The organism is Stenotrophomonas sp. X (assembly GCF_055721025.1).
On record NZ_CM146756.1, the window covers coordinates 491,964 to 512,731 of the forward strand.

Consider the following 20,768-nt stretch of genomic DNA (forward strand, 5'->3'; position numbering starts at 1 on the left):
GCATTCCGTGCGTATTGACCGAGGAGCGGTTGGATGTATTCAAGGACGAAGAGCGCATCGCGCGCTTTTGCGCGCCTGCTTGCCTGTGCCCTGTGCCTGGCCGTATGGCCGATGGCCGTGCAGGCCGCGGACAAATCGCAGCAGGCCTATTGGGCCGGTTTTGCCTATACCGCTGATGCTGCCGCCGTGCAGGCGACCACCCCGCATGCGCATGCGGTGCTGGAACGGCGTGGCCTGGTCCCGCTGAACCAGACGCTGGCGCAGTCGCTCAAGCGCCGCGCACCGGCCCACCTGGAGCTGATCGACCAGCCGGTGGCGATGCTCGACGGCACCACCAGCGCCACCGTGCTGGCCGCCGCGCTGGACCGCGAACTGGTCTCGGTCGAGCCGATCGGCGACCAGTACAAGGTGCTGGTGGAAGTGGCGCTGCAGGCGTTGTTCTTCGACTTCCGCGAGCGCCAGGTGATCGCGTCCTATCCGCTCACGCTGCAGCGCATCGACGTGCAGGATTACCGACCGGACAACGACGATATCGACGCGATCGTCGCCGATCTGCTGTATGGCGGCGCCGATACCAGCCTGTCGCAGGTGCTGGCGGCCAGCCTTGCCCAGGCCAGGTTGCCCGACGCGGCGGTGCGCCGTCTGCAGGTCGGTGGTGTAACGCTGTCCGACGCGGTGCGCGCCAAGCTGCCCGACCCGAAGTGGGAAGCGCCGCTGCGCGCCACCCTGGCCCATGAACTGTCCAAGACGCTGTCGTCCAACACCGGCGTCGGGCTGCTGCCGCCGGCCTCGGGCCAGGCGATCGGTGGCGCGATGGCTGCCCGCTTTGCCGACGGCAAGGTCTACCAGCTGAAGATTCCCGAGCCCGACTACGTCATCAACCTGCAGGTCGATGCGCTGAAGAACGGCGTGATCCAGGAAACCCCGGCGATGAAGACGATGCTGTTCGGCGCCTTCTTCACCGCCAGGGTGACTGAGCCGTTCTCGGGGAAGGTCTATTTCGAACAGCCGCTGCGCAAGGGCGCCACCAAGGTGGTGCCGGCCACGCAGTGGCAGGTCGACCAGTGGTCGGCCAGCTACGAAACCCTGCTGGCCGGGCTCGACGCCTTCGCCGGCGCCGCCGCCAAGCGTGCCGATTCGCGCGCCTGGCTGGACGAACAGAAGCCGGGCGGCCGCCCGTTGCAACAGCAGACCCAAGCCCTCCAGGAGTTGATCAAGTCATGTCGTTGATGCGTACCATCCTGCTCATCCTCATCGCGCTGGTGGTGGCCTCGCCGGTCGCTGCGCAGACCGCGAGTTCGCGCGGCACCGGCTCGGCCAGCTACGGCCTGCGCCTGAGTGCCGATACCCGTGCCCAGGCCCTGAACAAGGCCAAGGTCAATGCCCTGGAGGCGTACATCGCCGAAACCGGTGCGGCCAAGCTGCGCCTGTTCGAAGCGCGTCGCGCCGAGTTCATCGGCGAGATCGACCGCTACGTGCTCAGTGCCGTGCCGCTGTCGGACACCGAAGACAAGAAGGCCAAGACCTACACCGTCACCGTCCGTGCCGAGATCAACACCACCCTGCTGCAGACCAAGCTGGATGCGGGTTCGGCCGTGGCCGGTGCCACCGCCGCGCAGCGCTCGCTGCTGACCTTCCTGTTCATGGCGCGCTCGCAGGACACCGTGCAGTCGTTCCAGGACAAGGAATACCGCCGCGTCGACGCCAGCAGCAGCTACAGCGAGAACACCCGTGAGGGTGACAGCTTCCGCGGCAACTCGGTCAGCACCAACGGCAGCATCAACCAGAATGGTTCGGTGTCGGTCACCAGCGGCGGCAGCACCACCGCGCGCGCCGACAACATCACCTGGAAGGTGGCCAACGCCGCCGAGGTCAACACCGCGATGACCGGGGCCTTCAGCGCCGCCGGCTACGAAGTGGTTGAAGCCGAATACGTGGAAGGCGAGTCGCGTGGCCTGCTCAGCATCGAGCGCATCCGCAAGGACTTCAGCACCGGCAACGACCTGGCCCCGGCCACCCTGCGCGACACCGCCAACGGCATCCGTGCGGCCAACATTCCGTACATCGCCGTCGGCACCCTCGACATCGGTATGCGCGACCGTGATCCGGCCAGTGGCAACACCCGCGTGTTCGTCACCGTCACCGGCAAGGTGCTGGATGTGACCGGTCGTTTCCCGCGCACCGTGTCGTCGGTCGGCCCGGTGCAGTTCTCCGGCACCGGCCCGAATGAAACCGTGGCCCGTACCAACGCACTGCAGCTGGCTGCCGAAAAGGCCGCCCAGCAGATGATCAACGAACTGAACGTCAAGGCGGTCCGCTGATCCGCCACCCCGGTGGGTACCGAGCGCGCTCGGCATCCACCGGGGTTACCGATTCCCCACGTGCCGCACCGCGGCCGTCTCTCCCAAAGGACTCTCACATGATCCGCAATACCGCTCTTGTCCTGGCCATCGCGGCCGCCACCCTGTCGATGCCGGCGCACGCTGGCCTGGGCAAGCTGAAGGACCTGGCCGGCGCCGCCACCGGTACCTCCAGCAGCAGCGCCTCCAGCGCCGCCGCACCGGATGAAGCCGCGCAGGAAGCACTGGTGCGTCGTTTCGTCAGCTCGCAGTCGCACTCGCTGCAGGCCCAGACCTCGTTCGCCCGTGCCTTCGGCCTGGCCGAGCAGGTGCAGCTGCTGGAAGCCGAGCGCCAGGCGCTGTCGTCGGGTTCGGTCAGCGTCGATGCGATGAAGAAGTCGGTGTCGGTCAGCGAAGCCGCCCAGGCCGCGATCGACGAGCGCCAGGCCGCGCAGCCGGAGCTGAACGCTGAATCCAAGCAGCACTACGCCGAAGGCCTGGTCTCGCTGCTGGCGTCGGCTGCCGAAGCGCAGAAGCTGGGCGGCGAAGCCAGCAACTTCACCGCCGGCATGAAGAACCTGGGCGCCACCCAGATGGCCACCGTCGGCCGCAAGCTGGCTGCCGGTGCATGGGTGGCCAAGGAATCGCCGGGCTTCATCCAGGGCCTGTACGGCTCGACCAAGTCGGCCGTGACCTTCGCCAAGAAGAGCAAGGTGAAGGTGCCGTCGAACGCCGATTCGATGCTCGACTCGATCTGATCCGAGGATCAACTCCATGCGTACGACCTCCCGTTTGATCGGCCTGGGCCTGGCTGCCGTGCTGCTTGCAGCCTGCGGCAAGCAGGACACCCCGGCCGCCGATGCGCCCACACCCGCCAAGGACAAGGCAACCAGTGCACTGGCCAGCAATGCGGTGGAAGCCGCGCCCCTGCGTGGCACGCCGGATTTCGGCGGCACCACCCAGGTCGCGCGCGAGGCCGACGGCATCGGCAGCACCCCGGAACTGGCGGTGCTGGCGGCGCTGCAGTCGGCGGTGGCGCAGGTCAACGGCGTACGCGTGGCCAGCCAGATGCAGAGCCTGCGCGCAGGCCTGCATGTGGACGTGGATGATGAACACGTCGGCGATATCCGCGCCGACGCGTTCACCCAGCAGATGATCGCCGGCTCGCAGGGCGCGGTGCTGGGCTATGAAATCCTGTCGCAGGACGAAGTGCGGCAGCTGGACGAGGAAACCATCGCCCGCGTGCGCGCCAGCGATGAAGGCTGGAGCTTCAAGGGTTCGGCCTCTGCCAGCGCCTCTGGCGAAGCCACGGCCAAGGGCGGCGGTGCCTCGGCCAGTGTCAAGGAGCGCTACGACGAGAAGGTCAGCGTCGATGCCAAGCGTGGCGCAAGCTCGTTCGATTCCGACGTGACCCACCGCAGCATGCGCAGCTACTGGAAGGTACGCGTGCGTGCCCAGATCGCCCAGTACCGCGCACCGGACGAGCAGGGCAAGCCGAAGATCGTGGTCGCGCTGCCGCGTACCAAGGCCGGCAGCTATGCCGTGGGCGATGGCCGCGTGAGCGCCGATGAAGTGGCCGACGCGATCCGCGCACGCCTGTCCGACACGCTGACCCAGACCCAGCGCTTCATCGTGCTGGATCGCGAGTTCGGCGACGAACTGCAGGCCGAGATCGACCACATCAACAGCGGCAACGTGCGTTTGCAGGACACTGCCCGCGTCGGCCAGCAGCTGGCGACCGACCTGATCCTGATCCCGACCATCGAACGCTTCGAGTACCCGCGCAGCGTGCGCAACCTGCGCATGTCCGACCGTCAGGTGACCTCGTACTCCGGTGGCGGCCGCATCACCCTGCGCCTGGTCAACGCCACCACCGGCCAGGTGGTGATGTCCGACAGCTTCGACCACCAGTTGGCCTCGACCGGCCCGAGCACGCTGCCGCGTGTGGTGAACGGCCGCAACATGGCCGCGGCGATGATGGAATCGCTGTCCGGCCAGATCGGCACCAGCATCGTCACCACGCTGTTCCCGGTATCGGTGGTGTCGGTGGACGGTGACCAGGTGGTGCTGAGCCAGGGCGGTGACACCGTGCAGGCCGGCCAGCGCTGGCAGGCCGTGCGCCTGGGCGAGGAACTGAAGGACCCGCAGACCGGCCGTTCGCTGGGCCGCAGCGAACACCCGTGCTGCACCATCCGCATCGACCGCGTGGCTGCGCAGACCTCGTACGGCACCATCGAAGATGGCGTTGACGCGATGCGCGGCGGCTTCCGTCCGGGCCAGATCGAACTGCGCCAGAAGCTGGGCAGCAAGCCGGCTGCCGCTGCTGCTGGCGCAACGGCCTCGGCAGCACCGGCTACCGCCGCGCGCCCGGTGGCCAAGCCGAAGCCCAAGCCTGCTGCCGCCCCGGCCGAAGACCCGAACTGGTAACACGCCCAAGCAACACACAGATGGGGTCAGAGCCCTTTCCTGCCGGGAAAGGGATCTGACCCCTTCTTGTTTCCGTTCGTGTCGACCAAGGCCGACACCCCACCAACAGCAGCGGGAAGCTGTCGAAGGCGGGGTGGGTCCGGTTGCGGGGGTGTCCGCGGCATGGATGCCGCGGCCAAGCCCCCAAGGACGGGTCTACGGCGTCCCCCGCAACCGGACCCACCCCGCCATCCCACCGAATGCCTGCTTCTGCTGTCGCTGTCGCTGTCGCTGTTGCTGTTGCTGTTGCCCTGGCATCGGCAGGTGCAGGGCGCAGCCCTGCCGAATCCCATTACACTCCAGAGAGATTTCCCTGCTGGAGAGAGCAATGAAGCGAGTAGCACTGGGCGTGCTGGCCCTGTCAGTGTCGAGCGCACTGATGGCCGCCACCCCGAAATTCGACGGCGCGCGGATCTCCGCCGACGTCAAGGAACTGGCCTCCGACGCCTACGAAGGCCGCTCCCCGGCCACCGCCGGCGAAGAGAAGACCATCGCCTATCTCAGCAAGCAGTTCGCCGATGCCGGGCTGCAGCCGGGCGGCGACCTGAAGGACGGCAAGCGCCTGTGGACCCAGGCTGTGCCGCTGCGCAAGGGCGATATCGTCGGCACACCGCAGCTGGCGCTGCACCAGGGCGGCAAGACCGTGCCGCTGGAGCAGGGCAAGCAGATTGCCGTGCGCGCCGCCATGAACGGCGCCAGCAACGTCGACATCAGCAAGGCCCCGCTGGTGTTCCTCGGCTATGGCGTGAAAGCGCCGGAGCGCAACTGGGACGACTTCAAGGGCGTGGACCTGAAGGGCAAGATCGCCGTCGTGCTGATCAACGATCCGGACTTCGAGACCGGCCAAGGTGATTTCGACGGCAAGGGCATGACCTATTACGGCCGCTGGACCTACAAGTACGAGGAAGGCGCGCGCCAGGGTGCACTGGGCGTGCTGATCGTGCACGAGACCGCACCGGCCTCCTATGGCTGGGCCACCGTTGCCGGTTCCAACACCAACACCATGTTCGACGTGGTGCGCGACAACCCGGCCGAAAGCCACCCGCTGCTGGAAGGCTGGATCCAGCGCGACCTGGCCGTGGAGCTGTTCCGCTCCGCCGGGCAGGACTTCGAGGCGCTGAAGAAGAAGGCGCAGCAGCGCGACTTCACCCCGGTGCCGCTGACCGGCGCCAGCCTGGACGCCAAGTACGCGGTGAAGACCGAAGTGATCACCTCGCACAACGTGGCCGCACGCCTGGAAGGCAGCCGCCACCCGGACGAGACGATCATCTACAGCGCGCACTGGGACCACATCGGCGTGGGCGAGCCGGACGCGCGCGGTGACCGCATTTTCAACGGCGCACTGGACAACGCCAGCGGTACCGCCTCGCTGATCGAGCTTGCCCGTGGCTTCGCCAAGGAAAAGCGCCCGCAGCGCTCGCTGCTGTTCCTGGCGGTCACCGCCGAGGAAAAGGGCCTGCTGGGGTCGGAGTACTACGCCACCCATCCGCTGTACCCGCTGGAAAAGACCGTGGCGGTGATCAACATGGACGGCATGGCGCCGTTCGGCCCGTCGCGTGACTTCGGCATCTACGGCGCCGCGCGCTTCGAGCTGCTGGACCAACTGAAGGACGTGGCCAAGGGCTGGGACATCCGCTACACGCCGGACCCGAAGCCGGAAGCGGGCCTGTTCTTCCGCTCCGATCACTTCCCGTTCGCCAAGCGTGGCGTGCCGGCGCTGTCCTGGTCGGCCGGCCAGGACTGGGTGGACGGTGGCGTCGCCGCAGGCAAGAAAGCCTCCGAGGACTACACCGCCAAGCGTTACCACCAGCAGGGCGACGAATGGCAGCCGGACTGGGTGTTCGCCGGTGCCGCCCGCGACCTGGAAGTGCTGTACACGCTGGGCAACCAGCTGGCCAACTCCCGTGCCTGGCCGAACTGGAGCAAGGACGAGTCGTTCCGCGCCGTACGCGACGCCAGCGCCGACCAGCGCAAATAAGGGAATGCGGGGCGCGCTGCCCCGCCAGCCCTGGTAGCGCCGGGCCATGCCCGGCGTTGCACTGAAGGCTTCCATCCCCGCTTTCGGGCCCTTCGTCGCAGCCCGCTTGCTTGCCCGGCGGGCCGCCCTATGCTCGGCTCACCCCCTTCCTCCAAGGCGCCGCCGTGTTCGCCAGCCTTTCACTCCTGTTCCGTCACCTGCTGGCCTGGGCTGCGGCGCTGTTCGTCGCTGGAATGGTCTGGAGCGGCATCTTCAGTGGCATGAACGATGGCCCAGGCTGGATTTTCGGCCTGCTGGCGATGTTCCTGATCATTTCCGCGCTGGGCAGTGCCATCACCCATATCCGCCGGGTCTGGCTGGTGGCCGGTCGCCTGGACGCCACCACCCTGTCCGGTCGCCAGCGCCGCCAGATCGAACTGCCGATGGACGCCGGCCACGCCTTCTCGGTGGTGGAGGCGGCAATCTCCGAACTACCCCGCGTGGAAGACGTGGAAAGCTCGGCCGGCAGCCTGCAGGTGCGCGCCTATGTGCGCCGGGTCGATCTCTGGAATGGCCGCCAGCCATCGCGCTGGAACCTGCCTGCGCGGCTGGCGATCAAGCGCAACAGCGTGCTGGCAACGGTCACGCCGGGGCAGGGCACCAGCACCGTTACCCTGCTGTTCGAACCCGATGCCGGCTGGTGGGCCGACCTGCTGGCGCTGGACGAGGGCAGCAACTTCGAGAACGCCGAAGCAGTCACCCGTGCGATCAGTCGCCGCGTCGCCGACCAGCGTCGCGACGAACAGGCTGCGGCCGAACAGACCCAGGTGGAAAAGGAACTGTCGGTGGCGCGGCTGAACCTGCTGCATGCGCAGGTGGAACCGCACTTCCTCTACAACACGCTGGCCAACGCGCAGGTATTGACCCGCACCGACCCGGCACGGGCCGAGCAGATGCTCGGCCACCTGATCCAGTACCTGCGCAGCTCGTTGCCACAGGTGGACGAATCGGTGTCCACGCTGGGCGTGGAGCTGGAACGCACCCGCGCCTACCTGGAGATCCTGCGCATCCGCATGGGCGCACGGCTGGCGGTGGAAGTGCAGGTGCCCAACGAACTGCATGGCGTGCACCTGCCGGCGATGGCGCTGCAGACGCTGGTGGAAAACGCGATCAAGCATGGCCTTGAACCCAAGCCCGGCGGAGGCACGATCTGGATCCTGGCGCGCGGCTTCGACGACCACGTGACGGTGACCGTGGCCGACGATGGGCTCGGCTTCGGCCAGGGCACGAGTGGTACCGGCATCGGCCTGAAGAACCTGCGCGAGCGCCTGCGCCTGACCTGTGGTGAGCAGGCCGGCGTAGCGATCGTCGCCAACTTCCCCAGCGGCGTGGCAGCGACCATGACCCTGCCGCAGTCGCACAAGGAGCGCAGCCATGCCGCTTGAGGCACTGATCGCTGAAGACGAAGAACTGCTGCGGCAGTCGCTGGTGGAGCAACTTCGCCGGCTGTGGCCGGACCTGAAGCTGGTGGCCGAGTGCGAGGACGGCGCCAGCGCGCTGGAGCAGCTGGCCGAGAAGCAGCCGGACATCGCCTTTCTCGATATCCGCATGCCTGGCATCAGCGGCATCGAGGTGGCACGCTCGCTGTCCGAGCTGAGCCCGCGCACCCAGGTAGTGTTCGTCACCGCCTACGACCAGTACGCCATCGATGCGTTCGAGCAGGGCGCGATGGATTACCTGTTGAAGCCGGTCAGCGACGAGCGCCTGCTGGCCACCCGCGAGCGCATCCTGTCGCGGCTGCCATCGACGCGCCAGGACGATGCCGTGCTGGAGCGCCTGCTGCAGCGGTTGGGCCCATCGCAGGGCGCAGCCGAGCGCCCGCCACTGGCCTGGATCACCGCCAGCAACGGGCGCGAGACGCAGCTGATCATGCTGGAAGACGTGGCGTACTTCCGCGCGGACAACAAGTACACCACCGTGGTCACCGCCAGCGGCGAAAGCCTGCTGCGCACGCCATTGCGCGAGCTGCTGGAAGTGCTTGATGCGCAGCACTTCCGCCAGATCCATCGTTCGACCATCGTCAACATGAAGGCAGTGGCGGCGGTCAGCCGCGACGATACCGGGCGCGGCGTGCTGCGCCTGCGCGGGCGGACGGAGACGCTGGTGGTCAGCCAGCCGTTCATGAGCCTGTTCCGCGGCATGTAGCCGCAGCCGCATCCCCCTGCACCGAGGAATGAACATGTCCCGTCTGCTGATTGCGTGCGTTGCCGTGCTGGCACTGGCCAGCTGCGAAAAATCCCGCAACACCTCGATCACCCGCACCCATGCCAACGGCGTGGACACGCTGTACAGCAAGAGTACGGTGGTCGATGGCGAGGCGCGCTTCCAGTGCATTGCCAGCAGCAGTGGCCACTGCCATCACCTGGTGCTGGACCCAGCGTGCAGCACCGATGCCGCGTGCACCACACCGCCGCTGCGCCGGTTCGCCGTTGCAGCAGGCAAGACCGAGGCCATGCGTGGGCTACCCGACGGCTTCCGCCAGTGCGTCAGCCAGGACCGGATAGAACACTGCCACCGTGAGTGATCACGGTGGCAGTGTGGGTCCCCCCGCTTCCCTGAAGGCTCAGTAGGCAGGTTGCAGTGTCAGGTCGTGATGGTGCTCGGTCTCGCCCACATGGTTGAGGCGGCCGACCAGTTCGGAGTGCTGCTTCATCCGGCCGATCTCGGTCATGATGCGGATGTCCTCGTGGCGCAGTTCGCGCTTGGCGGTGACCGCCTGCTTGTAGTCCAGCACTTCCGGGTAGTGCTCGGCCAGGTCCAGCGCCTCGGCCACGTGCTCCACGCTGTCGGCCTTGGAACTGATGCGGGCGCGGCTGTTGAACGCCTTCATCCAGCGCTCGAAGCCGGCCTGCTGATCGAACATGTTGGCCATGAACCAGATCACGAACAGGATCGACACCCACGAGCCGAACACGATCACCACGCGGGTGAAGGTGATATGGAAGTCGTCGCGCCACAGGTAGTTGGCGATCAGGCCCAGGATCAGCAGCGAGGCCGCCTGCCAGCCGACGATCGAGGCGATCAGCCACTGGCACTTGGCCTGGGCCAGCACAGCCACTTCATCGCGGATCTGCTGCTCGCTGAGGTTGCGCCAGTGCGCCACCTGTTTGTCGAACGGGCTGCTGTAGAGCTCGTTGTCGCGAAGCAGAATTCCCAAACCCTTGAACAAGGCAATCATGGCTGGCTCCTTGTGGAACGTGCGTCGATCAGCATTGGACGGTGTGGCGGATCCAGTTCTAGCACTTCCAGCGAGCCGTGCAATGGGGGCAATGCCAAGCGGCGCAAGGGTTTGACCGGCGGGAGTGAAAATTGGTGCGATGCAGCATCGCAGTCGCGGCCTGCGACAGGATGTCGCAGGGTGAAACGTGCTGCGGCCGCACATGAAACCGTCGCTGAGCGGGGAGGCTCGCCGCCGGAGGCGTGATCGCCGAGAATCGGAGCCAACCGCGCAAGACGCGACTGTTCTTCCGCCTCTCCTGGACCTGTGATGCCGGCTTTGCTGCAGCGACTCTCCCGCCCCGTCACCGCGCCGATCCGACGCTGGGTACTGGACGCCTTCCCGCGCGGCCAGGGTGGTATCGACTACGACCATCCGCAGGGCGACCCGGGCTGGTTCGGGCCGGACAGCGTCACCTGGCGGCTGCACGCCGAATTTCCCTCGATGCTCGCCGGTGGCCTGTGCGCGCTGATGCTGCAGACCCTGCACCCACGCGCGCTGGCCGGGGTCTATGACCACTCCAATTTCCGCCAGGACCTGGTGGGTCGGCTGCGCCGCACCACGGCCTTCGTTGCCGGCACCAGCTATGCGCCCAGCGGCGAGGTGGAGGCGCTGGTGGCCAGGGTGCGCCGCATCCATGCGCAGATCCGCGGCCAGACCGCGCAGGGCGAGCCCTACGCCGCCGACGATCCGCAGTTGCTGACCTGGGTGCACGTGACCGAAGCCTTCGGTTTCCTGCAGGGGTTCCGACGCTACGGGCGCGAGGTGCCGGCGCACATCGCCGATCGCTATTACGACGAGTACCGTTGCGTGGCCGAGGCACTGGGCGCGGTGGATGTGCCGCGCAGCGAAGCGGAAGTGGCGGCGTACTTCTGTGCACGTCAGCCGGAGCTGCGTGTGGATGAGCGCTCGCGCGAGGTGCTGGAGGTGCTGTCCGGCGTGCGCCTGCCGGTACCGGTGCCGGGGCTGTCGCGCGAGGTGTTCCTCGGTGCGGGCGCGGCGCTGCTGCCGGACTGGGCCGAAGGCATGCTTGAACGCAGTGGCCGTCAGCGCGCCCAGGCGGCGGCGTCTGCGAAGCTGATGCAGGGCATGGCGCCGCTGTTCCGCCGCGCACTGCCCGATGGCCTGGCCAGTCGCGCCTGTGCACGCATGGGCGCGCCGGTGGAGATCCTGCGCGAGTGGCCCGCAGTTGCCTGGTAGGTGCCAACCTTGGTTGGCACGCCTTTCACGCGGTGCCGCGGAAGCGCCAACCAAGGTTGGCAGCTACCCGCAAGTGAAACGGGCGCCTTGCGGCGCCCGTTCCGGTTACATCACCACACCTTGACCCGCTTGTCCGGGGCCAGGTACAGCTTCTGGCCTTCCTTCACCTCGAATGCCGGGTACCAGGCGTCGATGTTGCGCACGGTCAGTGCGCGGAACTGACCCGGTGCATGCACATCGGTCAGCAGCGAGTTGCGCAGCGCCTGCTCGCGGCTCTTGCTGCGCCACGCCTGGGCGAAGCCGAGGAAGAAGCGCTGGTCCGGGGTGAAGCCTTCCAGGGTCTGGCCCGGCTTGCCCTGCAGCGACAGCTGGTAGGCATCGTAGGCGGTGCCCAGGCCGGCCACGTCGGCAATGTTCTCGCCCAGGGTCAGCTTGCCGTTCACATGCACGCCCGGGAACGGCTCGTAGCTGCTGAACTGCGCGGCCAGCGCATCACCGGCGGCGTTGAACTGCTTCAGGTCCTCGGCGGTCCACCAGTTGTGCAGCTTGCCGGTTTCATCGAACAGCGCACCGGCGTTGTCGAAGCCATGGCTGATCTCGTGGCCGATCACCGCACCGATCGCACCGTAGTTCACCGCGTCGTCGGCGGCGCCGTCGAAGAACGGCGGCTGCAGGATCGCGGCCGGGAACACCAGGCGATTCTCCAGCGGTACGTTCATCGCGTTGATGGTCTGCGGCAGCATCGCCCACTCGCTGTGGTCGACCGGCTTGCCCAGCTTGGCGATGTTGCGCTGGTACTCGAACAGCTCGGCGCGCTGCGCATTGCCCAGCGGGTCATCACGGCGGATCTCAAGGCCAGTGTAGTCGCGCCACTTTTCCGGATAGCCCATGCCCACGGTCAGGCCGGCCACCTTCGCCTTGGCGCTCGCCTTGGTCTGCGGCGACATCCACGACAGCGCGTCGATGCGCTTGGCGAAGGCGGCAATGATGTTCTTTGCCATCTCGTCCGCGCGTTCCTTGGTCTTCGCGTCGAAGTGCTTCTCGACATAGCGCTTGCCGATGGCTTCGCCGACGGCATGGTTGGCATCATCGACGGCGCGCTTCCAGCGGTCGCTCTGCTGCGGCGTGCCGCTCAGCGCGGTGCCATGGAAGGCGAAGCGGGCATCGGCGAACTTCTTCGGCAGGTAGGCGGCGGCACGGTCCAGCGCGTGGAAGGCCAGGTAGTCCTTCCACACCTCCAGTGGCTCGGTGGCGACCAGCCTGGACAGGCCGGCCACGGCCTTGGGCTGCCACACGATGAAGTCCTGCTGCTTGCCCAGCGCGGCCGCGTCGAGGAAGGCGTTCCAGTCCATGCCCGGCGCCTTGGCGTTGAAGTCGGCCTGGGTCCACGGATTGGCACCCTTGGTCACATCATTGGTTTCTTCCTGGGTGGCATGCGCCTGCGCGATCTTCGTCTCCAGCGCCAGGATGCGTTGTGCCTTGCCGGCCGGATCGGCCACACCGGCCAGCTGCAGCATCTGCGCGATGTAGGCCTGGTACTGCTTGCGCAGCTCGGCCATGCGGCCGCCGCCCAGGTAGAAATCGCGGTCGGGCATGCCCAGCCCGCCCTGCACCAGGTACGGCGCGGTGCGGTCCGGCTGCAGCAGGTCCACCGACACCCACAGGCCGAACAGGCGGTCGGTGTAGAAGTTGGTGGCATTGAGCAGGTCGACGTCGGCGCGCAGGTCGCCGCCGAGGGCGCGGGCCAGGCCGGCCTTGTCGGCGATCGCATCGATCGCCTTCAGCTGCGGCTCCACGGGTGCAACGCCGCGCTGCTCGATGCCGGCTTCGTCCATGTAGGCGGCGTAGTAGTCGCCGATCAGCTTGTCGTCACCGCTGGCCTTGGTGTTGCCCGCCGCCCCTTCAAGGATGGCGCGGGTATCGGCCAGGGTCTTCTCGGCAATGACGTTGAAGCTGCCGAAGCGCGAGCGGTCGGCCGGAATCTCGGTGTTCTTCACCCAGGTGCCATTGGCGAAGCCGAAGAAGTCGTCGCCGGCGGCGATGCTGCGATCCATGCCGCTGGCATCGAAGCCGAAACTGCCCAGCATCGGCTTGGCCGCAGCGGGGGCGGCATCGGCCGGCGCGGTGGCACCGGCGGCCGGTTCGGCCGGGCGGTCACAGGCGGCCAGGGACAGGCTGGCAACGATGGCCAGCGCCAGGGTGGGACGGCGCAGCTTGGACATGGACTTCTCTTGCAGCGGAAAACCCCAAGTCTAATCCGCTCCGGCGCCACTGGCCGCGTCCTTGCGCCGCCCGTCCTGTGCAGGATCTGGCTGAACGCGCAGACGCGATCTTCACGCCGTCACCGGGGTGGTGCATGCTGGACCCTGGAGCCCTGCGCGGACACGGGGAGGTGGCCATGCGGGGGCGGGTCAGGCGTCAAGAATGGCGTCCACCGGCCGTTGAGGTCGGGGACGTGGAGGATTCGTTCGCGCATGAAGCCAGCCGACTGCACAAGGAACACCCGCCGATGCCCGCGCTGAAACGCGCGTTGGCCCGCCCGCTGCGCGCCATTACCTGGGGCGGAGTGCTGCTGGGCGTGCTGCTGGTAACCGGCCTGACCCTCATGCTGGTCAATGACTACCACCGCCGCCTGGAAGCGGCACAGCGGCAGAGCCGGGCGCTGGCGGTGGGCAGCGAGCGCCTGCTGGCGCTGGAACTGCGCAACCTGGAGCGCGCCATGTCCGGCATCGCCGCCGACGCCGCCGAGCTGTTCCGCAGCGTGCCGGCGCAGGCGCCGGCCTTGATGGATGCCTCCATCGGCGGGGTGCTGGGCCGGCATGCCGAACTGCACAGCATCGCCGTGCTCGACCGCCATGGCCGACCGTTGACGGCCGGCGAGGGCGACCTGCAGCTGCCGCTGTGGACCGACCCGCAGCGTCGTGGCCAGGGCAGCGCCCTGTACATCGGCCCGCCGCAGCGGGCCAGCGATGGCGGTTGGGTGGTGCCGTTGGCGCTGCCGATGGCCGGCGAACGCTGGCTGCTGGCACGGCTGCGCTGTGGCGAACTGCAACGCATCGTCGGCGGCCTCGATGTCGGCCCCAACGGACTGGTCTCGATCAGCGATGCCGAGGGTTACATGCTGGCCCGCGTGCCTGATCCGCACGGCACGGTGGGCCGCCGCTACGGCCTGCCGCGCCGTGACCTGCTCGGCACGCAGGCGGTGGTCGAGCTGGGCAGCGTGCCGGGTGTGGTCGACGGCGTACCGCGCATCATGACCATCAGCACGCTGGAACACAGCCCGCTGGCGGTGCAGGTCGGCCTGGCCGACGAAGACGTACTGGCGCCGTGGTGGCCGTACCTGCAGGCGTCGGTGGCGATCGTACTGGCTTACATCGCGGTGTTGCTGGTGCTGCTGTACGCCGTGCGGCGCAGCACCCGCAGCCAGCAGGCGATGGCCGAGGAGCTGAAAACAGGCCACGCCGAGCTGCGTCTTGCGCACCAGGTCGGTCGTGTCTGTACCTGGTACGTGGATGAGGACGCCGCATTGCTGCGCTGGTCGCCGCTGGCGCGCGAGATCTTTGGCGTGCAGACCGATGCGCTGCCGGTGGCCGATTTCTTCGCACGCGTGCACCGCGACGATGCCGCGCGCCTGCAGCATGCCTTTGACCAGGCATTCGCCGGCGGCGCCGTGCTCGACCAGGTGTTCCGCCTGGTATTGCCCGGGGGCGAGGTGCGCTGGGTGGGCGCGCGTGGGCAGCGGGTGGAAGTGGCCGACAGCGAGCGGCGCATGATCGGCGCGCTGACCGACCTGAGCGAGCGTTACCAGGCGCGCGAGCAGGTGAGCGAAGTGGAACGGCGCTTCCGGCTGCTGTTCGACCGCAATCCTGCACCGTTCTGGGTGTTCGACCCGGATACGCTGCGCTTCATCGAGGTCAACGACGCTGCGGTGCGCCAGTACGGCTACAGCCGCGACGAGTTCCTGGCGATGAGCATCCTCGACATCCGCCCGCGCGAAGGCTGGGACGAAGTGCGTGGTGCCATCCAGCGCGCACAGGTGGGCGATCCTCCGGACGCGACCGTGCGCCTGCACCGGCGCAAGGACGGTAGTGTGTTCGAGGTGCGCGCACACCTGTCCAAACTCGATTTCGATGGACAGCCGGCGTGCCTCGTGCTGGCCGAGGATGTCAGCGAACGGCTGGCCTACGAGCGTGACCTGGCCTATCGGGCACGGCACAACCCGGCCACTGGCCTGCTCAACGTGCGCGCCCTGACCGAACAGTTGGACGAGCAGCAGCGGGGCTACACCATCGCCTTCGTGCAGTTGCGTGGCCTGCAGCTTGTGGCCGATACGCTGGGCCGCGAGATCGGCGATGCGGTACTGCAGTCGATGGCGACCCGGCTCGGTGGACTGGGGGCGCGTTGCGGCACGCTGGCATTCCAGCCGGCGGAAGACTTCGTGTTCGCGATCGGGGCCGAGCACGATACCCAGCGCGTGCTGGATGACCTGCTGCAGATCGTGTCAGCGCCGATGCGTGGCAAGGATTCACTGCACCAGTTCGAACCGCGCATCGGTGTGGCCGTGCACACTGCCGGTGACGGCCACAGCGCCGAGCAGGTGATCGGCATGGCCGCACAGGCCGCGCACGCGGCGCGTGCCGAGGGCAACGTGGTGGTCTGGTTCGATGCGGCAGTGACCACGCGGCTGGCCGACCGGCTGCGCCTGGCCGGGCGTATCCACGCCGCCATCGACAACGAGTTCCAGCTGTACTTCCAGCCGATCCGGCACGCCAGCGATGGCAGCCCGGCCGCGCTGGAGGCCCTGCTGCGCTGGCCGCAGGCCGATGGCAGCTTCATCCCGCCCAACGAGTTCATCCAGCTGTGCGAGGACACCGGGTTGATCCTGGCACTGGGCCGCTGGGTGATCCGCGCCGCGGCGAAGGCACAGCGGCGGTTGGTCGAGGCCGGTTGGGGCGAGCTGCCGATCGCGGTCAACGTGTCGGCAGTGCAGTTCTTCAACAGCGACCTGGTGGCCGAATTCACCCGCGTCCAGCAGGAGTTCGGACTGGCCCGCGGCGCACTGCACGTGGAGCTGACCGAGAGCAGCCTGATGCGCAAGCCGGCGCAGGCGATGCAGACCATGCAACGCCTGCACGAGCAGGGCATCCGCGTGTCGCTGGACGATTTCGGTACCGGCTATTCCAGCATGTCCTACCTGCAGCACCTGCCGCTGGACATCCTGAAGATCGATCGCAGTTTCGTCGCCGACGTGGAAACCAACCCACGCAATGCCTCGATCTGCCGCGCGCTGTTGTCGCTGGGGCACAGCATGGGCCTGACCATCATCGCCGAGGGCGTGGAAACGCCGGGGCAGCTGGACTGGCTGGCCGCGCACGGCTGTGACCAGGTGCAGGGCTATCTGCTGGGGCGGCCGGCGCCGCTGGAGCGGATCATCGACGCGCTGGATGAAGTCCCTGCCTGATCGGGGCTTCGTATTTGCCGGCCAGCGCGAGACTCGGCTACACCCCGGCCTCCACCAGGTGGTCGATGAAACTGCGCACCTTCGGCGCCAGGTGGCTACGGCTGGCATACACCGCGAAGATGCCGATCGGCGAGGCCTCCCATTCCGGTAGCACGCGCACCAGGCGGCTATCGGCCAGCGCGTCTTCCAGCAGGAAGTCGGGTTGCAGGATCACCCCCATGCCGGCGATCGCCGCTTCGCGCAGCACGTCGCCGTTGTTGGCGTGCAGCAGGCTGTTCACCGCCACCTTCACTTCACCGCCGGGTCCCTGCAGCGGCCAGTGGTCGCCAGCGGCCCAGTAGCTGTAGCTCAGGCACGCGTGATTCTGCAGGTCCTGCGGCGTCTGTGGGGTACCTCGTGCAGCCAGGTAGGACGGCGCCGCGCACAGGCTCACCCGCGATTCGCCCAGCCGGCGCGCGATCAGCGCCGGGCTCGGCTCGCGGGTGATGCGGATGGCCACGTCGTAGCCTTCCTCGACCATGTCCACCAGGCGGTCGGACAGGGCCAGGTCCAGTTCCACCTGCGGGAAGCGCTCGCGGTAGCTGGCGAGCAACGGGCCAAGGCGGGCGATGCCCCAGCTGACCGGTGCGTTGATGCGCAGCGTGCCGGAGGGTTCCAGCGCCTGCGCGCCGATGCTGGCCTCCAGCGCGTCGAACTCGGCCAGCAGGCGCACGCACTGGGCGTAATAGGCGGCGCCGGTGCTGGTGGGGCTGACCCGCCGCGTGGTGCGGTGGAGCAGGCGGGTGGACAGGCGCTTTTCCAGTGCAGCGACCTGGCGGGTGACGCCGGCGGTCGACATGTCCAGGGCGTGTGCCGCGGCACTGAAGCCGTTGCGCTCGACCACCGCTACGAACACGCGCATCGCCTCGAGGGTGTCCATTGTTGCGTCTTCTGAAATAAATACGGTCAAGCGATCGTATTTATCGGCTCGTAAAGGCGCAATAACCTGTCTCCACTCCCTTCAAAGTGCTTTGCCATGCACACCACGACCGCTCCTGTCTCGCCGCTGGCCCCGTACGGTGCCACCCTGCTGCGCCTGGCCCTGGGCGTGCTGTTCCTGGTCCATGCGCTGATCAAGCTGCTGGTATTCACCCCGGCCGGTACGGCGGCATTTTTCGAATCGCTGGGCCTGCCCGGCGTGCTGGCTTACCTCACCATCGGCGCCGAGCTGGTGATCACCACTGCGCTGCTGCTGGGCATCTACGCGCGCTGGGTGGGCCTGGCCGGCGTCCCGTTGCTGCTAGGCACCATCGTCACCGTGCACGGCGCCAACGGCTTCGGTTTCGCCAATGCCGGCGGCGGCTGGGAATACCCGGCGTTCTGGGCGCTGGCGCTGGTGGTGCTGTTCCTGGTCGGCGATGGCAAGTGGACCCTGCGCTCGCTCTGATCGCCGCCTGACCCTGCAACCGGAGGATTCCATGTCCCGCCTGCCTTCGCTGTACATCTCCCATGGTTCGCCGATGACCGCCCTGCATCCGGGCCAGGTCGGCGTGCGCCTGGCCGAGCTGGCGCAGGATCTGCCAACCCCGCGCGCCATCGTGATGGCCTCGGCGCACTGGCTGGGCCGGCAGCCGCAGGTCGGCGCGCATCCGCAGCCGCCGACGATCCATGACTTCGGCGGCTTCCCGCGCGCACTGTTCGAACTGCAGTACCCGGCGCCGGGCGATCCGGCGCTGGCCGAAGAAGTGGCCGGTCGCATCGCCGCTGCCGGCCTGCCGGTGGCGCTCGACCCTCAGCGTGGCCTCGACCATGGCGCGTGGGTGCCGCTGCGGCTGCTGCGCCCGCAAGCCGACATCCCGGTGGTGCCGCTGTCGATCCAGCCGCTGCTCGGCCCCGGGCACCAGTTCGCGCTGGGCCGCGCGCTGGCGCCACTGCGAGAGCAGGGCGTGCTGCTGGTCGGCTCGGGCAGCATCACCCACAACCTGCACGACTGGGGCGACTACCAGGACGGCAAGGAAGCGCCGTACGTGCGGCCCTTCATCGAATGGGTCGAGCAGCGCCTGGCCGCCGATGATCGCCAGGCCCTGTTCGACTACCGCCGGCAGGCGCCGTTCGCCGAACGCGCGCACCCGACCGACGAGCACCTGCTGCCGCTGTTCTTCGCGATGGGCGCAGCCGGCGAGGACAGCTTCGGTGCGCGGCGCATCGATGCCGGCATCGACGCCGGCTTCCTCGCCATGGACCTGTACCGCTTCGACGGGGCATGAGCCGGGGCTGACGCGCGACCGCCCCGGCCGTCGCGCTCATGGCCGCATGTGGTAGTTTTTTCCGGGTTTCCGGCGCTGGCCTTCGAGCCTCCCCGCGCGCCGCTTCCTGGAAGAAGCATGCATACCATTGAAGTCGTCCTGGCGATGCTGGTGGCCGTTGTCGCCAGCGGCTACCTGGTTCGCGTCCTCCCGTTCTCGTTGCCGCTGCCGCTGGTACAGATCGGCCTGGGCGCGGTCATCGCCGGGGTGTTCAACCGCGGCCACGCGCTGGAGCCGGAAGTGTTCTTCCTGCTGTTCCTGCCGCCGCTGCTGTTCCTTGATGGCTGGCGCATCCCCAAGCAGGGCCTGTTCCGCGACAAGGGCGCGATCCTCGAACTGGCGTTCGGCCTGGTGGTGTTCACCGTCATCGGTGCCGGCCTGCTGATCCACTGGATGATTCCGGTGATGCCGCTGGCGGTGTGCTTTGCGCTGGCGGCCATCGTCTCGCCGACCGATCCGGTGGCGGTCGGCGCGATCGCTTCCAGGGCACCGATTCCCAAGCGACTGATGCACATCCTGGAAGGCGAGTCGCTGCTCAACGATGCGTCCGGCCTGGTCTGCTTCCGCTTCGCGGTGGCGGCGGTGATGACCGGTTCCTTCTCGCTGGCCACGGCCTCGCTGACCTTCGTGTGGGTGGCGGTGGCCGGCCTGGCCGTGGGCGTGGCGGTCACCCTCGGCGTGTCCACGTTCCAGCGCTGGCTGTGGCGCCGCTTCGGCGAGGAACCGGGTGCGGCGATGCTGGTCAACCTGCTGATCCCGTTCGCGGCCTATCTGCTGGCCGAAGAGATCCATGCCTCGGGCATCCTGGCTGCCGTGGCGGCCGGCATCGCGATGAGCTACGTCGAGCTGACCGGCCGTGTCTCCGGCAGCATGCGCGTACAGCGCGCGGGCGTCTGGAACATGCTGCAGTTCAGCTTCAACGGCATCATGTTCGTGCTGCTGGGCGAGCAGCTGCCCGGCATCGTCGAACGCGCCACCACCACCATGAACGAGTCCGGCCACCAGAGTGCATGGTGGCTGCTGGTGTACGTGGTGGTGATCAACCTGGCACTGATCCTGTTGCGCCTGCTGTGGGTATGGCTGTCGCTGCGCTGGAACCTGCTGCGTGCACGTCGCCGAGGCCTGGAACGCGGCGAGGCACCGAACTGGCGCATCGTGGTGGCGACCTCGGTGGCCGGCGTGCGCGGCGCGATCACCTTGGCCGGCGTGCTGACCCTGCCGTTGTTCCTGCCTGATGGCAGTGCGTTCCCGGCGCGCGACCTGGTGATCTTCCTGGCCGCGGCGGTGATCCTGTTCTCGCTGGTCGGCGCCAGCGTGGCGCTGCCGCAGCTGCTGAAGGGCCTGCAGCTGCCGGCCGATTCGGGCGAGCGCAAGGAAGAGGACCTGGCACGCCGGCTGTCGTCCAAGGCCGCGCTGGCCGGGGTCGAGCGCATGCGCCAGCAGCTGGTGATGAACCAGAACACCGAGAACGTGCAGCTGTACAACGACGCTGCCTCGCGGGTGAGCCTGCTGTACCAGCGGCACCTGGAGAAGGATAACGACGGGCCCGACGTGGACCCGGAGAAGGTGCGGCGCATGGAGCTGGGGTACCGCCAGCTGCGCAGCGCCGGCCTCAATGCCGAGCGCGAGGAACTGTTCCGGTTGACCCGGCGCGGGGTGATCTCCGACGAGATCTCGCGGCGCCTGATCCGCAACCTGGACCTGCTGGAATCGCGCAAGCGCGAATGACGCCTGGGACCGGGCGTTGCAGACGCTGACGCGGATTCCGCCCTGGCATGTAGAG

The 20,768-nt window shown here is 67.9% G+C and carries 16 protein-coding genes; 13 read left to right on the forward strand and 3 right to left on the reverse strand.

Annotation, left to right across the window (positions count from 1 at the left end; genetic code table 11):
* Positions 1-33: 33 nt before the first annotated feature.
* The 8 genes from ACZ75I_RS02215 to ACZ75I_RS02250 all read left to right on the forward strand — a co-directional run bounded on the left by ACZ75I_RS02215 (position 34) and on the right by ACZ75I_RS02250 (position 9,346).
* Positions 34-1,230: a hypothetical protein gene (locus tag ACZ75I_RS02215; protein WP_061478617.1), complete on the forward strand. Its 1,197-nt coding sequence runs from the start codon at positions 34-36 to the stop codon at positions 1,228-1,230.
* Positions 1,221-2,321, forward strand: coding sequence for a hypothetical protein (locus tag ACZ75I_RS02220; RefSeq protein WP_061478618.1), 1,101 nt, complete (start codon positions 1,221-1,223; stop codon positions 2,319-2,321). The genes ACZ75I_RS02215 and ACZ75I_RS02220 overlap by 10 nt, the downstream gene beginning before the upstream one ends.
* A 98-nt stretch (positions 2,322-2,419) precedes the next feature.
* A complete protein-coding gene (locus ACZ75I_RS02225; RefSeq protein ID WP_005415096.1) occupies positions 2,420-3,097 on the forward strand; it encodes a hypothetical protein in 678 nt (225 codons plus the stop codon).
* A gap of 16 nt (positions 3,098-3,113) precedes the next feature.
* Entirely contained in the window at positions 3,114-4,766 is a 1,653-nt protein-coding gene (locus tag ACZ75I_RS02230; RefSeq protein WP_472958641.1) for a CsgG/HfaB family protein, read from the forward strand.
* A gap of 367 nt (positions 4,767-5,133) precedes the next feature.
* The gene (locus tag ACZ75I_RS02235; RefSeq protein WP_472958642.1) at positions 5,134-6,783 is read left to right on the forward strand and encodes a M28 family metallopeptidase; all 1,650 of its coding nucleotides are present in this window, start codon (positions 5,134-5,136) and stop codon (positions 6,781-6,783) included.
* A 164-nt stretch (positions 6,784-6,947) separates the two neighbouring features.
* A complete protein-coding gene (locus ACZ75I_RS02240) occupies positions 6,948-8,207 on the forward strand; it encodes a sensor histidine kinase (protein WP_061478621.1) in 1,260 nt (419 codons plus the stop codon).
* Positions 8,197-8,967 carry a LytR/AlgR family response regulator transcription factor gene (locus ACZ75I_RS02245; protein ID WP_134968927.1) on the forward strand — a complete coding sequence of 257 codons (771 nt, stop codon included), beginning with the start codon at positions 8,197-8,199 and terminating at the stop codon, positions 8,965-8,967. Before ACZ75I_RS02240 ends, ACZ75I_RS02245 begins: the two co-directional genes overlap by 11 nt.
* A 34-nt stretch (positions 8,968-9,001) precedes the next feature.
* Entirely contained in the window at positions 9,002-9,346 is a 345-nt protein-coding gene (locus ACZ75I_RS02250) for a hypothetical protein (protein WP_472958643.1), read from the forward strand.
* Positions 9,347-9,385: 39 nt separating this feature from the next.
* Here ACZ75I_RS02250 and ACZ75I_RS02255 read toward each other — a convergent pair whose 3' ends face one another.
* A complete protein-coding gene (locus tag ACZ75I_RS02255) occupies positions 9,386-10,000 on the reverse strand; it encodes a hypothetical protein (RefSeq protein WP_005415104.1) in 615 nt (204 codons plus the stop codon).
* 309 nt (positions 10,001-10,309) lie between these two features.
* Between ACZ75I_RS02255 and ACZ75I_RS02260 the strand changes: the two genes are divergently transcribed.
* A complete protein-coding gene (locus ACZ75I_RS02260; protein WP_472958644.1) occupies positions 10,310-11,239 on the forward strand; it encodes an oxygenase MpaB family protein in 930 nt (309 codons plus the stop codon).
* A gap of 110 nt (positions 11,240-11,349) precedes the next feature.
* On the opposite strand, the gene ACZ75I_RS02265 is transcribed toward ACZ75I_RS02260, so the two are convergent.
* On the reverse strand, positions 11,350-13,461 hold the full coding sequence (locus ACZ75I_RS02265; protein WP_472958645.1) for a M13 family metallopeptidase: 2,112 nt from the start codon (positions 13,459-13,461) through the stop codon (positions 11,350-11,352).
* A 176-nt stretch (positions 13,462-13,637) separates the two neighbouring features.
* On the opposite strand from ACZ75I_RS02265, the gene ACZ75I_RS02270 reads away from it, so the two are divergent.
* Entirely contained in the window at positions 13,638-16,700 is a 3,063-nt protein-coding gene (locus ACZ75I_RS02270; RefSeq protein ID WP_472958646.1) for a bifunctional diguanylate cyclase/phosphodiesterase, read from the forward strand.
* A 37-nt stretch (positions 16,701-16,737) separates the two neighbouring features.
* On the opposite strand, the gene ACZ75I_RS02275 is transcribed toward ACZ75I_RS02270, so the two are convergent.
* A complete protein-coding gene (locus ACZ75I_RS02275; RefSeq protein WP_472958647.1) occupies positions 16,738-17,619 on the reverse strand; it encodes a LysR family transcriptional regulator in 882 nt (293 codons plus the stop codon).
* A 96-nt stretch (positions 17,620-17,715) separates the two neighbouring features.
* On the opposite strand from ACZ75I_RS02275, the gene ACZ75I_RS02280 reads away from it, so the two are divergent.
* The 3 genes from ACZ75I_RS02280 (at position 17,716) to ACZ75I_RS02290 (ending at position 20,713) form a co-directional block, all read left to right on the forward strand.
* Entirely contained in the window at positions 17,716-18,126 is a 411-nt protein-coding gene (locus ACZ75I_RS02280; protein ID WP_472958648.1) for a DoxX family protein, read from the forward strand.
* A 31-nt stretch (positions 18,127-18,157) separates the two neighbouring features.
* A complete protein-coding gene (locus ACZ75I_RS02285) occupies positions 18,158-18,946 on the forward strand; it encodes a dioxygenase family protein (protein ID WP_472958649.1) in 789 nt (262 codons plus the stop codon).
* 117 nt (positions 18,947-19,063) lie between these two features.
* Positions 19,064-20,713: a Na+/H+ antiporter gene (locus tag ACZ75I_RS02290; RefSeq protein ID WP_472958650.1), complete on the forward strand. Its 1,650-nt coding sequence runs from the start codon at positions 19,064-19,066 to the stop codon at positions 20,711-20,713.
* Positions 20,714-20,768: the final 55 nt, after the last annotated feature.